We start from the raw sequence: 17,369 nt of genomic DNA on the forward strand, positions 1-17,369 counted from the left end.
AGTTGGATCAAGGCTCTTGTCTGCACTTCCGCCTGCGCCGCGCAGATCTGACGGCACCCCTTCAGCTCGCCTCCTCAAAAAGAAACGGGCTGACCTGTAGGGTCAACCCGTCCGTATCTTAGAAAAAGGGGGCGCGCTTACTGTTCTTGCGTGTGCAGCCAGCGTTCATATTCCGCGGCCATCTGCTCGAAGGTGTCATCTTCGGTGGAGGCAATCAGTTCGTCGCCGTGTATCATTCGAATCTTCGCGCCCAGTTCCACCGGCCCCTGATCATCAGGCAGGATTTTCTCCTTCTCAATAATCACATCGGTCTCGGCCAGCATCACTTCGAGCGGTTTGTTGACCAGATCCACCGTTGCCTTGGCAGAGAAGGGCTTGCCCGTCAGTTCTTCAATGTAGCGGAAGAATGTTTTCGAGTTGCCCGGCTTCCAGTAAATATCGGCCAGGGCGCTGCCGACGCGCGGATTATCCGTAATCCGCCCGTCACGCTCGAGGAAAAAGGCCCGCGTCTGGTAGACCGCCATCTGGGCCAGCACATAGGCATGGTAATAAGCCGACGAATCGCTGGCCAGCAGGTGCGGCACGCTCAAAATGGGGCGGGCATCCGAGGGCTGATGGACCATCTGGGCCTCAATGCGCCGTCCGGCTTCGAGAATATTCTTCGGTGTCAGTTCGCTGTCGGACATCCCGTAGAGGGCGCGTTCGAAATAGGGGACGATCATCAGTTTGCGCAGTTGATGAGCCAGGAACGTGTGGCGCTCTTTGAGGGATCGCTTTATCAGTTCCGCCGGCATGGGCTGCCCGGCCTCATTTTTGGCATAGCGCGTCAGCCAGTCCGGATCGCCAACCACGCTATCGAGAAACATGGACTGCGTCTCGGCAAAGGCAATAGACGTCGGCGCGAATTCCTGCGAGTAGCACGGCGCGGGCATCTCAATATTGGAGAAGTGCGCCGCGTGGCCGCCTTCATGGAAGAGTGTCTCCAGCGCGCGCTTGCCGCTGCCGACCTGTCCCGGCACCGCATTGGCCGTGAAATTGATCCGCGCCGGCAAAAATTCCTCGCGGTTGATGAACGCCGGTACCGGGCCATGCATGAAACCGTTCTCATACTTGCCCTTGCGATCCACCAGATCCAGTGTCAACTTCGCGCCATGGTAGCGGATACCCATCTTGGCAAAGGAGCGGCCCCAGTTCAAGAGCGCCGATCCGAAGCGCAGATAGGGGTCCAACTCGGCGCTGAGATCTCCGGCGGTGGCAAACTCGAAATTCCACGGCTCGATGGCCTGCGGTCCCTTCGCCTTCGCCACGGCCTCCACCGATGCGCGGCCAACCTCACGCGTGTTGACTTCCAGCTCATCGAGCACACGGAACAGCTCCTCAATAGAGAAGCCTTCGAACATCTTCACTTTCCAGTCATAGAAATCGCGGTAGCCCATCAGGCGGCCAAGGCGGTTGCGCTCCTTGACGATCTCGATGAAGCCATTCTCCAGCACATAGCCTTCAATCGAGCGCAGCCCTTCCCACGCCGCCTTGCGGATGCCTTCTTCCGGATTGGTCATCACCATCAGGCGGAGCTTGACGGAACTGCTGGGGACCAGTGCGCCCGTTTGCGGATCCTTGTATCCCAGTTTCATTCGCGTGCGGGCATTGGCCAGATCCGCTTCCATGCCGACGATTTTGCTCATTACGGCCAGGGCTTCTTTGCTCTCCATGGCGTTCACTTCAAAGAAGTGCAGCCAGCCTTCGAGGCCCACGCGCTCTTGCTCGCCAAGGCCGGGTTGCCCGAGAGCCTGGCGCAGCTTGGGAATCCAACTGCCGTCGGTGGTAAACTCCTTCAGGCGGATCTCGTTCTTTTCCAGCACATGTTCATCCCCGCCCTTCAGTCCCATTTTAGCGGCCCAGAAGGCGTCCTCTTTGGCAGTATGCAACGTCAGATAGCGCTGGTTGAGGTCATCCAGAAGTGTCATAATCGGATTCCTGAGAGGTGAAATAGTGAACACCGCGGCAAGATACAGGATGAGCGGTGCATTGTGGCCGCCCCATGCCCTTTTGATAGGCAAAAGCGGTGAATTGTTGCGCCCGAATTTGGGCAGAAAAAAGTCCGCAACCATAATGTACGGCGCGGACCGCTGTAAATCAACCCTGAAGGGTTCTTGTCGAATTTTTCGGCCTACATACCATGCAAACCGACCAGCAGCACCAGATATTTGCCGCTGTCCTCAAAGGTGGTGCCACGCTTGAGCCCGATCCAGCGCGGCTTGTGATGCGCCGGATCATGCGCCAGAAATTTGCCCTTCGGGTCGCAGTAACCGGATAGCACTACGCTATGATAGACCGGGTTGCGCCGCGACGGCTTGTAAATCAGAATCAGCGGCCTGCCCCGGACAATGTGTTCGGCGGCCTCGGCGGGGGTCAGTTGCAACACGGCGGCAAACAACCTATTCCCGTCCGTGTCCCGCAACTCCGCGGCATTCAAGCGATGCGTCAGGGAAATCAGCTCGAGCGGCAGCGCCGTGTCGGGCACCACCGCTTGAAAGCCATAGTAATCGAGCACCATATCCACGCAGGCGGCAAGACAGTCGGACTGCTTCTGCTGATCCCGGTGCCGCACATTTAGCACCGATTCGCTCCCGCGCTGGGACTCCGCCAAGTGCCCGGTCAGCGCGGCGCACGAGACGTAGAGCAACGGAGCGGCCAGCAGCACCGGCCACCTGAGCAGAGCCGCTCTATGGTTTCCGCTGAATACCATCTCTGACGTCTTCAACTGATCACGCGGATGATGACCACGGCCAGCAGCACGATCACCAGGATGTAGATAATATCAGTCGTGGATGCGACACCCACCGGAACTTCCTTGATGCCGGCCTGCGCCAGCAGACTATCCCCCTTCACTTGCAGAGAGTCCGCTTCCGCCTGCGTCAGGATGGCCGTGCCTTTGGGTCCGGCGTCAGGCTTAGCGGTCATCTGCGATGCAGGTTTATCCGCCTGTGGCGCAGCAACCTTTCCGCTTTGCGGCGCGGACGGCGAAGTCTGCGGGGCAGGAGTGACCGCCACGCACCATGTTGTTAAAAGAAGGATCATTGCGAATCCAAGCCATAAGGTCTTCATACTGTTCTCCGTTGACTATAGATAGCTGTCCATAGGGTCTTAAAGATAGAGTGGTTTGCAAGAATAAGCGCCGTTTCAAAAGCAGAAAGCCCCATCGATGACGGGGCTTTCTTAGCAATAGTTGGTGAACCTTGCGCGGGCTCTCGTCCGGCGAACACAAGGCCTTAAGGAGAAAGCCGCATCAGAGGTCGGAGATCATATTGCGGATTTCTTCCTTGGACTTGCCGATTTTGTTCTGCAATCTGCCGAGGAGTTCTTCCTCTTTGCCCTCGGAAAAAGTCAGATCATCATCCGTCAGGTTGCCGTAGCGTTGTTTGAGTTTGCCTGCCACTTCGTGCCAGTTGCCCTTAAAATTGAGCTTGTTCATAATCTCCTCCTTGGAGTTCTAAGGATAGTACCTCGTCTCCCAAAAAGAGGTTCCGCTACGACATCCGATGCTCAATTCAGCGCAGGAAAATAATAGCGACGCCGACCATTGCAATCACCGTTCCGGCAATCGTGCGGAAGGTGGGCGTGCCGTCCCCACGCAGCCAGACTACGGGCACTACCAACAGCGGATACAGCGTGGAAAGTGTGGCTACCACCCCGGCTTCGGTGGTCCGGTACGCAAAGAGCACCAGCGAAACCCCCGTCACCGGGCCGAGCAGCGAAGCCAGCAGCAGCGGACGCAGCGCGTCTTTATTTTTCAAAACCGGTTGAATCCGATTCAGATTTCCCGTCGCCATTCCCCACACCCACACCATCAGGGCCGCGGAAAACATGCGGAAGAAAGCCGTGGGAATCGCGGCCATGGTGCCGTTCATGGCAATCTTGGCTACCAGCAGTCCCGTCGCCTGTCCGAACGCGCCCATCAGCCCGTAGATAATTCCCGCCTTCAAATTGGCGACCGGCGCGCCATTTTCATGCTGCTCGGCAATGACCCAAATAATACCGCCGGTGGTCAGTAGGATGCCACCCCAGGCAACCCAACTCAAGCCCTCTCCCAGCAGTGGCACCGCAAGCAACGCGGTCACCACCGGCGTCGAAGCGGAGAGCAGCGTCGCCCGGCGCGGTCCGATCAGTGTCAGAGACCGGAAATAGAAACCGTCACCGAAGGCCAAACCCAAAAACGCCGAGAGCGCCAGCAGCCAGAGTTGCATGTTGGTTGCACCCTGAGGAATCACCTTGCCGCTGGAGAACCAGAGAAAAATTCCGAGGCACAGCGCCGCAAACGGCAGACGAAACATGTTCATGCCCAGCGGCTGGGCTCTCTTGCCCGCTTGGGCAAATAGCAAGGAGGTTGCTGTCCAGCAAACGGATGCGCTAAGTGCCGCCGCCTCGCCGGCATATCCAAAAGTTGAAAGACTCACGCCAATCCCAAAGTAGTAGAATCTACGCCTTTCCTGACCATCACCATATCCGATCACGGTCCCGGATCGTGTCTCACCATTGCAGAGTTAATCTAAGCAATCTGATGTCAAAGTCAAGATTAGGTCCAAAGCTCCGCCGAAACTTGAAGAAGACGCCTGCCACAGCGGGAATAAATACAGAGCTTTCCGCGAGTTATAAGAGTGTAAGGAGTATACTTGGGGATGAACGTGCGATGTTTTACGAATTGAGCAGTGATGCTTTCCTATGAAAACTCGACCAGTGCAGACGGTGGCTCTGCCATTCTTATCGCGGGTCCTGATCATTACCGCGATGTCGACCGGGATTTGTTCACTGTATGCCGCGCTGAAAGAGGCTGGCGCGGCGCACTGTGAATGGGCTGCGATGCATCCGAAGGACGTGCCGACCCTTCCCGTTGACGGCCAATATACCTTGATTATTATCCAGGAGGGCCGCGGTGGCTGCGATGCCTTCTCCCTGCTGCCTGACTTGCGGGCAAAGTACCCCTCCATTCCGATCTTGGTGGTTACTCCGTACACCGATAGCGCGCGGCTCGACCGCCTGATGCAGCTTGGCGCCTTCAGCGCCGTGGCGGCAAAACATGTTCGGTCGGGGGCCCTTTCCTCTACCCTGCGCTGGATCCTTCAGGAGCGTCTGCCTGCCGAGACGGCCTCCGAAGAATCTCCCGGCCCGGACGCGCTCCAAACCAATGTCCCGATGATCCTCTGGGGGACGGATCGCGAGGGCATCATCACCTATGTGGAAGGTAAGGGAGTCGATGAGATTGGTGCGGCATCCCTGTCGCTGATCGGCAAAAGTGCTTTCGATATGCTCAAGGACTATTCGAGCAGTCTGGCCATGCTGCGTCGGGTGCTGGGCGGCGCGTATTCCGGGCGAATCGCCGAAGTGATCGAGTTTGCACGACGCCGGGCACTGGTAGATACCCATTGCGTTTCGCTGCGTAATGACGATGGGCAGATCCGTGGCGCGGCGGGAGTATCCATGGTGATGACCGAATATGGCAAGGCTGGCCCGGCGGTGAAGGAATCTGCCGCCCGCGTTTACGCCGCAGAGGCTCTAACCGAGAGTGCGCGGCGATTCGAGGCAGTGTACCGCAGCCTTCCCGTTCCTACCTACACTTGGAAGCAGGTCGAGAATGACTTTCTGCTGGTGGATTTTAACGAGGCCGCCATCCGCAACAGTCCGGATCGGTTGAATGGCATGCTCAATGCGGTAGCGTCCGACTTCTTTCGGAAAAACCCGCAGGTCGTTGCTCTTCTGCGCCGCTGTCAGGACCAGAAAACAACCCTGCAAACCGAACTGGATTATTCGATGCGGATCACGGGCGAACAGCGGCACTTTCTGGTTCACGGCGTCGCGCTGCCGCCCGATCTGGTCATTCTCCATACCGTGGACGTCACCGAACGCAAGCGCAATGAGCAGATCATGCGTGAGGCCAACGCCCGATTGGAGAAAGTCGTTGCCCTGCGAACAAGCGCCTTGCGCGAGCAGGCGGCGCTGCTCGATCTGGCCAATGACGCCATCATCGTGCGGACGCTTGATGGGCGCATCACCTTCTGGAACCACGGCGCCGAAATCCTCTACGGCTGGAGCTGCAACGAGGCCACCGGCAAGACCACTCAGGAATTGCTGCAAACCCGCTACCCGATTCCCACGGCGGACATTATTTATCGCACCTTGCGAGAGGGAAATCTGGAAATCGAGATCGAGCAGGTCGCCCGCGATGGCCGGCAGATTATCGTGGCCAGCCGCTGGGCTCCCCAGCGCGACGACATCGGCAACCCCATCGGATTTTTAGAGATCAACCGGGACATCACCGACCGCAAGCGAGCCGAAGAGGATCTGCGCAAATCCAAGGAGGAATACCGGCTCCTCATCGAGAACCAGACCGACATGGTGATGAAGGTAAGCCGCGACGGAATTCGGCTGTATGCAAGCCCCAATTTCCTTCAACTGGTCGGCAAGACCGAAGAAGAGGTGGTCAATACCAGCTTTCTTTCCGATGTACATCCGGACGACGCCGACCGCGTGCTGCGTGAATGGCAAGCAACCTTTGAGCCGCCACACTATCGCTCGGACATTGAAACCCGGATGATGACTGGCAGCGGCTGGCGCTGGCTCTCCTGGCGCAATCAGGCGATTCCCGGCAAGGAAGGCGAGCCCACCACCGCCATCAAGGTCGGACGGGACATCACAGAACTCAAGGAGGCCGAAGAGGCGCTGCGGCAGAGTGAGGCTCGCTTCCGCTCGATCTTTGAGCGGGCCACCTTCGGGATTATTCTGGTGGATGCCGATTTTCAGATCGCCGACGTGAATCCTGCCTTTCAACAAATCCTCGGCTACAGCCTCGAGGATATGCGCCGCCTCGGGTTGCCCGGCATCACCCATCCCGATGATCTGGCCCACGCCAATCAACTCTTCGAAGATCTGATTTACGGCAAGATCGACCATTACCATCTGGACAAACGCTATTTCCGCAAGGACGGCTCGATCATGTACGGCAGCCTGACGGTCTTTGCTTCCCGGGATGAGCGCGGAAAACTGCTGCACACGACCGGAATGGTCGAAGACATTACCGCGCGCAAGGAGTCCGAACAGCGCACCGAGCGTTACAGCGAGGAACTCGAGCAGTTGGTGATGGAACGCACGGCACAGATCCGCCAGCTCGAAAGGCTGCGTTCGGAAAGCGAAAAACAGGCTGCGGTAGGCCGCATGGCCGCGCGGATTGCCCACGAGATCAACAATCCGCTGGCCGGCGTGAAGAATTCCTTCCTGCTGGTCAAACAGGCGGTATCCCGCGAACACAAGCATTTCCGGTTCGTGGAGATGATCGAGAAGGAACTGGACCGCATCGCGCGCATTGTTCGCCAGATGTTCGAGCTATACAAGCCCGAAATCATCAAACCGGGGCAGGTGCAGCCTGCCCAGGTGATACGCGAGGTCACGGAATTGCTCGAAGGAAATGTCCGCGCACAGGGCGTCACCATGGAGATAGACACGCGCCGCGCCGCGCAGGCTGTCCTATTGCATGAGGACTCGCTCCGGCAGATTCTCTTCAGCGTCATTCAGAATGCCATTGAAGCATCGCCGAGCGGCGGCGTCGTGCGCATCGCAGCAAATTACGACGGCCGGCAACTCACCGTTTCCGTAACCGATCAGGGCTCCGGTATTCCTGAAGACGTCAAATCACGGATCTTTGACCCGTTCTTTACCACCAAGAGCGAACTGGCGTCTGGGGGCCTGGGGCTGGGCCTGTCCATTACAAAAGGAATCGTGGAAGCGATGGGCGGCAGTCTGACCTTCGAATCGGAAATCGACAAGGGCACAACCTTCTTCATTGGCCTGCCCGCCAAGTCCGGACCCGAAAACGACACCGCGTGAAGGAATAGGGCAAGTGGCGGACAGAGTACAGGCTCCTTTTAGGGAGCCTGTGCTGCTTATACCGGGGATGAGGGCGGCTGACCGGAGAATCGCCGTCGAGATATCAGATGGTCAATGCTCCAGATGCCGGAACCTGCGGCAGACATGAATAGAAACAGGAAGCAATACACCACCGCCGGTTCTCCATGGTTGATAATCGGCAGCAGGGCACTGGGGGCATGGGCTGTCCAATAGGCATAGGCCATTTCACCCGATGCGATGAAAGCCGCCCAGTGCGTCCACAGGCCCAGCATGATGAACAGTCCCCCGAAGAACTCTACCGTTCCACCAATCACCACGATATGTATCGGCGGCACGCCCGGCAAGGGCGGAAAACCGAACAACTTTTGTGATCCGTGCCATAGAAAGAGAAATCCCACCACAATCCGCAGCAAAGCATAGGTCTGCCGCTCATATTTTTGCATGAACATGGCCGCTCTCCGTAAGATGATCCGTAAGGCTCTTCTTCTTGAACGAGCCTGCATAGTTTGCGGTTCATCTTTGCCGAAAAGATTTCATCTTTCCGGGGATCAAAACTCCAGCAAACCCAATTCCCGTAAGGCCAGATACCCTGCCCCGACCACGCCCGCCGAATCTCCCAGTACGGCTTTCAAGATTGGGATATTCGTACGGGGAGGGCCAAAGAGAGATTGCTTAAGATAGAATGGTACACGGCCATACCAACAGGGCACGTTGGAAACGCCGCCGCCGAGGATGATCGCTTCAAGATCAAAGCCATTCACCGCATTGGCAAAAACCTCCCCCATGAAATAACAGCTCTCTTCAAACAGGTTGGCGGCGTCGCGATCTCCAGCCAGAGCGCGCTGGTAGATCTGCGGGACTTCCATGTGCTGGCCGCAGAGTTCGGCATACCGGCGGCTGAGACTCGAGCCGGAAAGGTAAGCCTCCGCGCAGCCGCGCCGCCCACACTCACAAAGCCGGCCCTGATAATCAATGGTGCAGTGCCCGATCTCCCCCGCCCCGCCCAGCGCGCCGCGATACAGCTTGCCGTCCAGCACCAGCCCGCAACCTAATCCCGTCCCTAAAATTACCGCCATCACAAAGCGGTACGTCCCCGCACACTGGGCAAAGTACTCGGCGATGCCGAGGCAGTTGGCATCGTTCTCGACCGCCAGCGGCACCCCGAATTCCCGCCGCAGCCGACTGACAAAGCCCGGCGTCTCATAGACCGGAGTATGTGGGCTGCCGAAGAGCATGTCCTGTAAGGGCAAATACGTGCCCGGCGTGCCTATTCCCACCGCCGAGAACGGCTTTCCACCGGCGACTTCCAAAACTACCTTGTGAATATTCTGGCAGACGCGGTCCAGGCCCAGCGCCGGTTCGGAGGGAGTGCGGCAACGGGATAGAACATTGCGCTGTGCATCCAGCAGGCAGGCTTCCACCTTGGTTCCGCCAAGGTCAATGCCGATAACGTAGGTTTGCGTGCTCAAAAGAGTTTCTTCCTGATAAGGGCCGGTCTTCCGCAATCTACATATTCCGTGTACAATGTCAAGTAGCGGATGCGGCAGGCGCTCACGGAAGACGCCGGCTTCCGGGCCGGCGTCTCTCATACATCAATCGTGCGGTTTCAGGAGTCGAATCCGCAACATCTCATTTCCGCCGCGAAGAGCTTCCTGCCTGAAAGGATCCGCCGGACGCTTGGCCTGCCTTAAGTCCGCCGCGCTGGCCGGTTCTGCCGCTGGTGACAGCCGATCCCGCACCACCGTTAAGCCGCATCATCGACAAGGCGGGTTTACTTGGTGTGGTGGATGCCGGATGTGGCCGCTTCGCCATATCGCCGCTGCTCGCACTGCGTACGGCGGGGCCGCGGTAAGAGGACGGGAGGTTCCACGTCGCGGTCTGTACGGTGGTGCGATTGGGCATCTTGTCTTGCGAGAGCATCGACGCTGAAGGTTCCTTCAATCGTTTCAAACGCGCTTCAAGCTGCGCACTCTGATCCGACAATCGCGCCAAGTTGCCCTTCAAGTCCGCGGCAATACTCAGGGCCGTCCTATCGGCACTGATCTCCGGAAAGTCAACGGTATCCTGCCGCATGTGAATCGAGGCCCACAAGTTTTCCGGAATAGGACCGCGCGGATAGGACACCGGCATCGGCTGGCGGCGGTTGCGCCAGTGCGCGACCTGTTGGCCGGATAGTTTTTTCAATTCAGCATTCACATCCAGCAGCCGCGAACTGACGGAGCGCTGGTCACTGGCTCCGCGCAGAAAGCCGTTCACATCCGCCGCTGGTGGAAATCCGGACGTGCCACTCATGTCGCCGCTGGTCCAGACAGCGCCGGAAGACGGCAAGGCGCCGGTCTTTTCCAACTCCAGCCACAGGGGATTGTCGGCGAGGGCCGTACTCCGCAATTCCTTGCGCAGCGCGGAGGTGCTTGTGCCGTTTGCCGGTTCCGCTGCCCATCCGCTTGCCACCGTCCCCGCCAAAGCCACACACATCCATAGCCATTTTCTGTTCATTCTGTCCTCCGTCACGGACGCACTGCCGGTCTGCTCATTCTGTCAGCTTCAAGATACGCCATGTACCCCGCGCAAGGCAAGATCCCGCCTTCTCCCCGCCGAAAAAGTCCGCGCCCGTTTCACACGCTATCTTCCCACATTACAGAAGCCTACCCAACCCCGCAGAGCCTTGCATGGCCTCATGGTAGCATGATCGCAACATGCCTCCTGCCCATCGCCTGTGCAGAGTGTACGCCCTACGCAGATCCACCAGCTCACATTCGCCATAGACAATTCTGCTCCCTCTGCCGCACCATCTTAAAGCCCATTTGAAGTATGAAAAAAGCTCCCATCCACAAGGAGCCTCTACACAAACACGATAGGTCGCGGCGAACGGCTGTCCAGGAAGATAGCACCCAGCTTACAATCTTCGCTTCACAATCCCCAGCACATTGGGCACAGGCCAGGCTTGAGAACTCTGGCCGCTTTCCGAGAACAGGGTTTCGCCATCGCCGGTCAGTTCCATCTCATGGCCGCCGGAGTTCACATAAAACTGCGCCTCCTGACCGCCTTCAAGATGCTGCGCGCAAACCAAATCCACCGGCAACGCGAGCAGGATACGGTTGAAATCGAACATCGTATACGGAGAGCGCGAGTAGATAAACAAGATCCGTCCCTGCTTGTCTTCACCCAATGCGGCCTCGCTCCATCGCTTCTCCTGCTCTGCCCAGCGATTGGCCCGCGAGCGGTCAATCAGCCGCAAATTCTGAATCACGCAGGCATAATCCTTTTGCACGGCAGCAATCTTCGTATCGTCCAGATCGAAGATATGAAACAGCGGCGTGTCTGTGCGCAGGGGGTTGAAGGCGGCAAGGGATTTGTACGGATTCACCGACGCGTTGTTGGTGTGAGTACCGCATTTCATGTAGCCGGTGTGCGCACGTCTGTCCGTATTGAACATGCCCGCATTGATCGCCGCGGTCATGCCGAACATGCCGCACCATTCCCGCGCGCTCATGGTCACCGCACCATCCGACTCACTGGCCGAATGAAGCTGCAGTTGCCAGTAGGCCGGATCGATCCGCAAAATCGTAATTACCGAATCGCCATCCGTCGCGGCCTCCTGTGCTTTGAAGCGCCCGAGGTCCAGCCCTTCACCCAATGACGACCATGAATCCTGTGCGCGGGCGCTCCCCTCAGAAAGCAGCAACACCAGCGCCACATATATTGCCCACACTCTCATGCGGTCTCGCTTCTGTAGGACCTGCTCTGACATAAGCAGAATGCAAGCTAACGATTTCGCATGAACATGTCAACTGCTGCGGAAATGCCGCGCGGGGTCTGCGGAAAAACTGTTGTTAAACCGATGCTTAACTCACGCAAACACAGCGGCGGCAAAGGAAGTGTTCCTCTGCCGCCGCTGTAAACTGACTCTGCCAGTGCATCAAACTATACCAACACCCGGTGCGCACGGCACAGTGATCACTTGTAGAAGAAGATGGCGTCCACACCCTGTTTGTCACGCAGCTCTATACGGTGGCTGGAGGAATGAATGCTCGGATCCGCCAGTAGAGCCTTAATGCTCGCGAAGGATCCGAGGCCTCCCAAGTGCGCGACAATCTTGGAGGGCTGATGGTCTCTGGATTTGTAGATGTCACCCACGCCGCCGAAGAAGGTCGCGCCGTTGCTTAAGTCTTTTTCCGCGCCCATCAGCACAGCATCCACTCCCGCCTGCGCGGCGCGCAAGGCTCTCTGAAATTGCAGGCCATCATCGCCGTGAGTGGTGTCCGAAGGCATCAGGTGCACAATCTCCCGCATATACTTCGAAGGATGTGCCTTTGCCCGGGTGAGAATCTCTTGCCGATATGCCGGGTCGAGCGAAGCCAGCGCGGCATGGACCTCAGGCTTTCCTTTGTAGCGTCCGCTGCCCGATTGCTTCTTCGTCAACCCATAGAATTGATTGTGCGCCAGTACGGTCTCCTTGATCGTATGCTGATCCTCCGGTGTGCCGTTCAATGTGCGCCGCAAAATGACGTAGGAAATTGCGATGGCCTTGTCTTTGATGTTGAGGCTGTCGAGGCTCTTCCACTGACCCAATTCGGACATGACGCTGGCCACCATCAGGTTCCGCTCCAAGGGCGTGAACGGTACGGTGCCGTTATCCACATGCGCAACACCCCCGGTGGGCTGCGCGTTCCCTGCGGTCAGGCCGAACAGCAGGACCGTCACCGCGGCATACTGTGCCGTTTTCATAGCGTGGTATCTCCTTCCCTGTGTCGTCGTTCTTCTCTCTTACGATGCTAATCGGAGTAGGGTTTCGAAGCGGCGGGGCTCGCGAGCATAGAGCGATACGGTGCGGCGCACTTTGAAAAGGGGCTTTTGATCAGGATTTCAAAGCCGCGAGCCGCCGTCCGTATGCACCCCTATGACAAGAGCCGGTGCGGTGATCGGCTCTGTGCCTGTATGGATTCCGTGAAGCCGTGCCGCCTAAGGCTTAGGCCTTGACAGCCTTCACCTGATAGAAATAGTGGCGGGAGATGGGAGTGCCCTGCGCATAATCCCCATACTCATGCAACAGACCCATCTGCCGCGTGCTGTGGCTGTCCTGCGCAAAGCAGGGCGTCAACAGCACAGCGCCGCTTCACTGACAGGCCACACTCCCTGCGGCATCTGCGGCGTGGCCTGGTCGCGAGCTTGCCGCCAGTAGTCGAACGGCATATTGCCCAGCGGGCGGTCTTCATTGCCGAGCGTATAGCTGGTGGGTGAAGGAAAACAGAAACAGGACGACCCCTTTTCAAGGATCGCCCTGCTTTTTTTTCTGTTGTTCACCCACACCCGGAGGGTGTGGAGTAGTAACCTTGAGGGGTTACTTCATCAGCAGCATCTTCTTCTCGGCCACAAAACCATTCACATTCAGGCGATAAGGAAAACAGAAACAGGGCGACCCCTTTTCAAGGATCGCCCTGTTTTTTTTCTGTTGTTCACCCACACCCGGAGGGTGTGGGGTAGTAACCTTGAGGGGTTACTTCATCAGCAGCATCTTCTTCTCGGCCACAAAACCATTCACATTCAGGCGATAGAGATACAGACCTGAAGATAGGTGGCTGGCGTCAAATCTCACCACATGATTTCCGCCGGCCATATTGCTGTTGACCAGAGACGCAACCTCCTCGCCCAGCAGGTTGTACACCTTCAGGGACACAAAGCCATTATCCACCAGATCGAAGACAATGCTGGTGCTCGGGTTGAAGGGATTGGGATAGTTCTGGTTCAGAGCATAAGTGGTCGGCTGCGACGCCGAGAGCGGCGAGGCAAAGATCACCGAGCCCAGGGGATGCCGCGAGCCATCGGCTTCGGTCATGCTCAGGCGGTAGCGGTAGGTTGTGCCCGCCAGCACCTGCGCATCATGATAGGTATAGGTATGGCCTGCCGGATTGTCACCGAGTCCCGCAAGATGGGCAATCGTGCTCCAGCCGTTCGCCGTCTCCCGGGCCAGATCATAACCCGCTACATTACGCTCCGACGCCGTGACCCACGAAACGTCTACGCGATTAAACGCGCCTACGGCCGTAAAGCTTGTCAGCTCCACCGGCAGAATCTGATCGCAATCCGGTTCGACCAGAAACCCTCCGCTGCTGCCGCCGTCAAAGTTATTGTTGATGGCGTCTACCACATCATTCAGATCGGAGACCGTGATCCCGGCAGGAAGGGCTCCCAGATCACCGCCCAGCACCTGATTTGCCAGCGCGAAAATCTGGTTGACGGTATAGCCAGCAAAGGGACCGGAAGGCGTGTGGACTCCCACCGGCACCACCAGATTGCCAAGGTTTGAGTTGAATCCCGTCACACCCGCATTGGAAAACCCAAGTGTGATGGCAAGCGTCAGGACTTGTCCGGCAAATACACCGGCTGGAGTGGAGGTCGGATTCGTCAGATTTGCCGTCAACATACTCGGAGGGCCGCCCGCCGGCAGAAAGTTTTCAATCGATGTGTCGGATAAAAACGTCGCCGTAAAGTTGCCTCCGATTGTCAGACCCGAGGGAAAGACGGTAGCAAAGTTATTGTCCCGAATGCACCCCGGATTGTTGCCATGACATGGGGCGCCCCATCCGCCCTGCGTGACGGTGAGGTAGTCTCCCGGAGGAATATTGCACGGATCCGGTTGGGCCATCGCCGCAGATACCAGCAAAAGCACAGACAGGATAAGCACAATCTTCTTCTCGAAGCTCGCGATAGATGAACGCATAAATCACCTCCTGAATTGAACATATTTGTTAGAAACATCTCCTCTAATTTGGCCGAATAAGGTAGCTTGGACCCGACGGCCAATCAAGTAAAAGTAACCTAAGCCACAATTTCGGGTCCGCTTCCAGCGGCAGTTGTGCTAATATACCGTACATACTTTGAGTGTGTCATCTTTGACTCCAACACCCGTCTCTCTCGGCAATGTGATACAGTTTGACAGGTTGGTACTTACAAACAATGGGCAATCCCTGCGCTGCACCGAAGCGTACGCACAGAGGCATGCGGAGATGACACGGAAACATTCGATCATCCTCACTGGCCGCCGAACCATTTTTGCTTAAAGCCGTTCAAGGGAGTATTGCCGGGCCAGGGAGTCGGTGAAAACCACTTGACCACCGTCACAAAGATATGTACATTGAGAGGTCATTTTGAACTCAGAGACAGGTGCCGCGCCATGATTCGGATTGCGATTCTTTTGGGATGGATTTGCCTCACCCGCCTCGCCTTTGCCGACAGCACCCTGGTGCCGACAGGATCCGTCAGCGGTGTTTGGAGTGCGGTGCACAGCCCGTACATTGTCTGGAATGGCACTGTGACCGTCAATGACGGTGACACCTTGAAGATTCAACCGGGTGTGACGGTGAGATTCAGCGGTCCCTATCAACTGCGGGTATCGGGAGTCTTGCGCGCGCTCGGCCGTGCGGACAGCCTGATTCGTTTCACGGCGGATACCCTTGCCAATCCTGCCGGCTGGGGCGGCATCCGCTTTGTCTCCGCGCGGGATTCGAGCCGTCTCTCCTACTGCATCATCGAGAATGGCCGGGCCACGGGCAACTGGCCCGATTACACCGGCGGCGGTGTCGCGCAGTTGGGTTCGCGCCGGATCACCCTCGACAATGTCACCTTTCAAGACAACCGTGCCAGTCAGTCCGGTGGGGCCTACGCAGGCAACGGTTCGGGCGGAGCAGTATTTACACATTGCCAATTTCTCCGCAATGTCTGCATGGAGAGCGGCGGTGCACTCAGCCTGACCTCCAATTCGCCGAATACCTTTACCGATTGCGATTTTATTGCCAACACCACAGCGCCGGGCAGTTTCGGAGGCCGCAACGGGGGCGCAGTGGACACCTACCGCGGAAACGGAACATTTACCTCCTGCCGTTTTATCCGCAACTACTGTGCGTCCACCGGCGGTGCGGTGCAGGGACATGGGTTTCTGAGCTTCAGCAATTGCAGTTTTGACAGCAACCGCGCGGACGGGAATGCGGGGGCCATCTATCTCGATGACAGCCTGTCCACCTTCAGCCTCACCCATTGCCTGATCCGCTGGAATACGGCGGTCTATTATGGCGGTGGGCTCTACTGCTTCGACAGCTCCCCGGTGGTGCTAAGCTGCCAATTCATCGGCAACCACACCGGAGATCGCGGCGGCGCGATCAACTGCTACCGCTGGAGCGGCACGGCCCGCTTTGAAGACTGCCTGATTACCCAAAACAGTTCCAACAGTAACGGCGGAGGGCTTTGGGTAGGCACCTATTGCCATCCCAGCTTTTACCATTGCGAGTTCAGTTGGAACTCTTCCGGCGCTGGCGGCGGAGCCTATTCCACCAATCACGGTGCACCGTCCTTTCATGGCTGCACCTTTCTGCATAATTCCGCCGGCGGTGAGGGCGGCGGCCTGTCGCTGACCCAATACTCCCAGTGCGCGCTCGACAGCAGCACGATCAATTGGAACTCGGCGGCAGGAACCGGCGGCGGTTTTGTCGCCAGCGGATCGTTCATCACTCTCAGTGCCTGCTCGCTCTCCTACAATACCGCGCAGGATGGCGCAGGCGGAGCCATGCTCGCCTCGTGCTCCGAAAGCAGTCCGCTGGGAATTTCCTCCTCGGTCATCAGCGGCAACCGCGCGGATTCCACCGGAGGCGGCATGTGGATTGACGGCTACACCTGTGCGTCTCTGGAAAAAGTGCTGCTGCTGGATAACCGCGCGGCCTATGCCGGCGGCGCCCTGTTCTGTTCCGCTGGCGCGCAGCCGCTGGTCACGTTCTGCGATCTGCTGCGCAATCAGGCGCCGTCTGGCGCGGGGATCTTTGTCAGCGCCTCATCACCCACCATCAGCACCAACATCATAGCCGCTAATGGCGGTCGGGGAGTTGAACTCTGGGAGTCGCCCGCCGCGCAAGTCCGTTTCTGCGATTTGTACACCAATTCCGGCGGCAACTTCGCCGGAGATAATCTTCCGGCAGGGCTGGGACAGATTACGCAGGTCAACAGCAACGGTCGGCCATGCGACGCCTATTCCAACCTCTATCTGAATCCCATGCTGCCCGATACCACGAACGACAATTACCGCCTCGCGGCGATTTCCGCTTGCATCGATGCCGGTGATTCCCTGCTGAGTTGTGATCCCGATATGACGATTCCCGATATCGGCGCGGTTCCCACATCCCAATCTCCGGCCCTTCTGGTCCCGCGCAGCCTGATCATTCTCCCGTCGACGTCGGAGGTCACGCTCCAGTGGCGCAAACCGAATCATCTTTGTGCCCGCGCGCCAATTGTCTACGAAATCTGGTCCACTACAAATCCGGACAGTGGCTACCGGCTTGCCGGCAGCACAGCCGATACCTCCTATGTCGATAGTACCGATTTTGCCTTTGACCTGCAGCAGACCTATCAGGTCGTCTGGCGGCGAGCCGCTCCGTAGGTCGTGACACGCCTGAACGCAGAAGCGGCACCCTTTGAAGGGTGCC

At 57.8% G+C, this 17,369-nt stretch carries 15 protein-coding genes; 2 read left to right on the plus strand and 13 right to left on the minus strand.

Annotation, left to right across the window (positions count from 1 at the left end; all coding sequences use genetic code 11):
• Positions 1 to 137: 137 nt before the first annotated feature.
• From VGL38_11860 to VGL38_11880, 5 genes are all read right to left on the minus strand, one after another.
• Positions 138 to 1,967 (minus strand): M3 family metallopeptidase, encoded by a 1,830-nt coding sequence (locus VGL38_11860; GenBank protein HEY3296123.1) that lies wholly within the window; start codon positions 1,965 to 1,967, stop codon positions 138 to 140.
• A gap of 203 nt (positions 1,968 to 2,170) precedes the next feature.
• Positions 2,171 to 2,749: a C39 family peptidase gene (locus VGL38_11865; GenBank protein ID HEY3296124.1), complete on the minus strand. Its 579-nt coding sequence runs from the start codon at positions 2,747 to 2,749 to the stop codon at positions 2,171 to 2,173.
• A gap of 11 nt (positions 2,750 to 2,760) precedes the next feature.
• Positions 2,761 to 3,081, minus strand: a complete 321-nt coding sequence (locus VGL38_11870) for a hypothetical protein (GenBank protein ID HEY3296125.1) — start codon at positions 3,079 to 3,081, stop codon at positions 2,761 to 2,763.
• A gap of 208 nt (positions 3,082 to 3,289) precedes the next feature.
• Positions 3,290 to 3,475 carry a CsbD family protein gene (locus tag VGL38_11875; protein HEY3296126.1) on the minus strand — a complete coding sequence of 62 codons (186 nt, stop codon included), beginning with the start codon at positions 3,473 to 3,475 and terminating at the stop codon, positions 3,290 to 3,292.
• 76 nt (positions 3,476 to 3,551) lie between these two features.
• Complete coding sequence (locus VGL38_11880; GenBank protein HEY3296127.1) at positions 3,552 to 4,514, minus strand: DMT family transporter; 963 nt, start codon at positions 4,512 to 4,514, stop codon at positions 3,552 to 3,554.
• Positions 4,515 to 4,722: 208 nt separating this feature from the next.
• Between VGL38_11880 and VGL38_11885 the strand changes: the two genes are divergently transcribed.
• Entirely contained in the window at positions 4,723 to 7,878 is a 3,156-nt protein-coding gene (locus VGL38_11885; GenBank protein ID HEY3296128.1) for a PAS domain S-box protein, read from the plus strand.
• Positions 7,879 to 7,934: 56 nt separating this feature from the next.
• Here the strand turns inward: VGL38_11885 and VGL38_11890 are convergent, their stop codons facing one another.
• The 8 genes from VGL38_11890 to VGL38_11925 all read right to left on the minus strand — a co-directional run bounded on the left by VGL38_11890 (position 7,935) and on the right by VGL38_11925 (position 14,620).
• Complete coding sequence (locus VGL38_11890; protein ID HEY3296129.1) at positions 7,935 to 8,348, minus strand: DoxX family protein; 414 nt, start codon at positions 8,346 to 8,348, stop codon at positions 7,935 to 7,937.
• 99 nt (positions 8,349 to 8,447) lie between these two features.
• Positions 8,448 to 9,368 (minus strand): ROK family protein, encoded by a 921-nt coding sequence (locus VGL38_11895; protein ID HEY3296130.1) that lies wholly within the window; start codon positions 9,366 to 9,368, stop codon positions 8,448 to 8,450.
• Between the two features lie 160 nt (positions 9,369 to 9,528).
• Positions 9,529 to 10,395: a hypothetical protein gene (locus VGL38_11900; GenBank protein ID HEY3296131.1), complete on the minus strand. Its 867-nt coding sequence runs from the start codon at positions 10,393 to 10,395 to the stop codon at positions 9,529 to 9,531.
• 400 nt (positions 10,396 to 10,795) lie between these two features.
• Positions 10,796 to 11,617: a phosphodiester glycosidase family protein gene (locus tag VGL38_11905; protein HEY3296132.1), complete on the minus strand. Its 822-nt coding sequence runs from the start codon at positions 11,615 to 11,617 to the stop codon at positions 10,796 to 10,798.
• 239 nt (positions 11,618 to 11,856) lie between these two features.
• Positions 11,857 to 12,627 (minus strand): hypothetical protein, encoded by a 771-nt coding sequence (locus VGL38_11910; GenBank protein ID HEY3296133.1) that lies wholly within the window; start codon positions 12,625 to 12,627, stop codon positions 11,857 to 11,859.
• A gap of 241 nt (positions 12,628 to 12,868) precedes the next feature.
• On the minus strand, positions 12,869 to 13,000 hold the full coding sequence (locus VGL38_11915; GenBank protein HEY3296134.1) for a hypothetical protein: 132 nt from the start codon (positions 12,998 to 13,000) through the stop codon (positions 12,869 to 12,871).
• Positions 12,997 to 13,203 (minus strand): hypothetical protein, encoded by a 207-nt coding sequence (locus VGL38_11920; GenBank protein HEY3296135.1) that lies wholly within the window; start codon positions 13,201 to 13,203, stop codon positions 12,997 to 12,999. The genes VGL38_11915 and VGL38_11920 overlap by 4 nt, the downstream gene beginning before the upstream one ends.
• A gap of 193 nt (positions 13,204 to 13,396) precedes the next feature.
• The gene (locus VGL38_11925; GenBank protein ID HEY3296136.1) at positions 13,397 to 14,620 is read right to left on the minus strand and encodes a T9SS type A sorting domain-containing protein; all 1,224 of its coding nucleotides are present in this window, start codon (positions 14,618 to 14,620) and stop codon (positions 13,397 to 13,399) included.
• A 453-nt stretch (positions 14,621 to 15,073) separates the two neighbouring features.
• Here VGL38_11925 and VGL38_11930 point away from each other — a divergent pair, with 453 nt between their 5' ends.
• Entirely contained in the window at positions 15,074 to 17,323 is a 2,250-nt protein-coding gene (locus VGL38_11930; GenBank protein HEY3296137.1) for a right-handed parallel beta-helix repeat-containing protein, read from the plus strand.
• The last annotated feature ends 46 nt before the right edge of the window (positions 17,324 to 17,369 follow it).

Source organism: bacterium (genome assembly GCA_036504735.1).
Classification (GTDB): Bacteria; Electryoneota; RPQS01; order RPQS01; family RPQS01; genus DASXUQ01.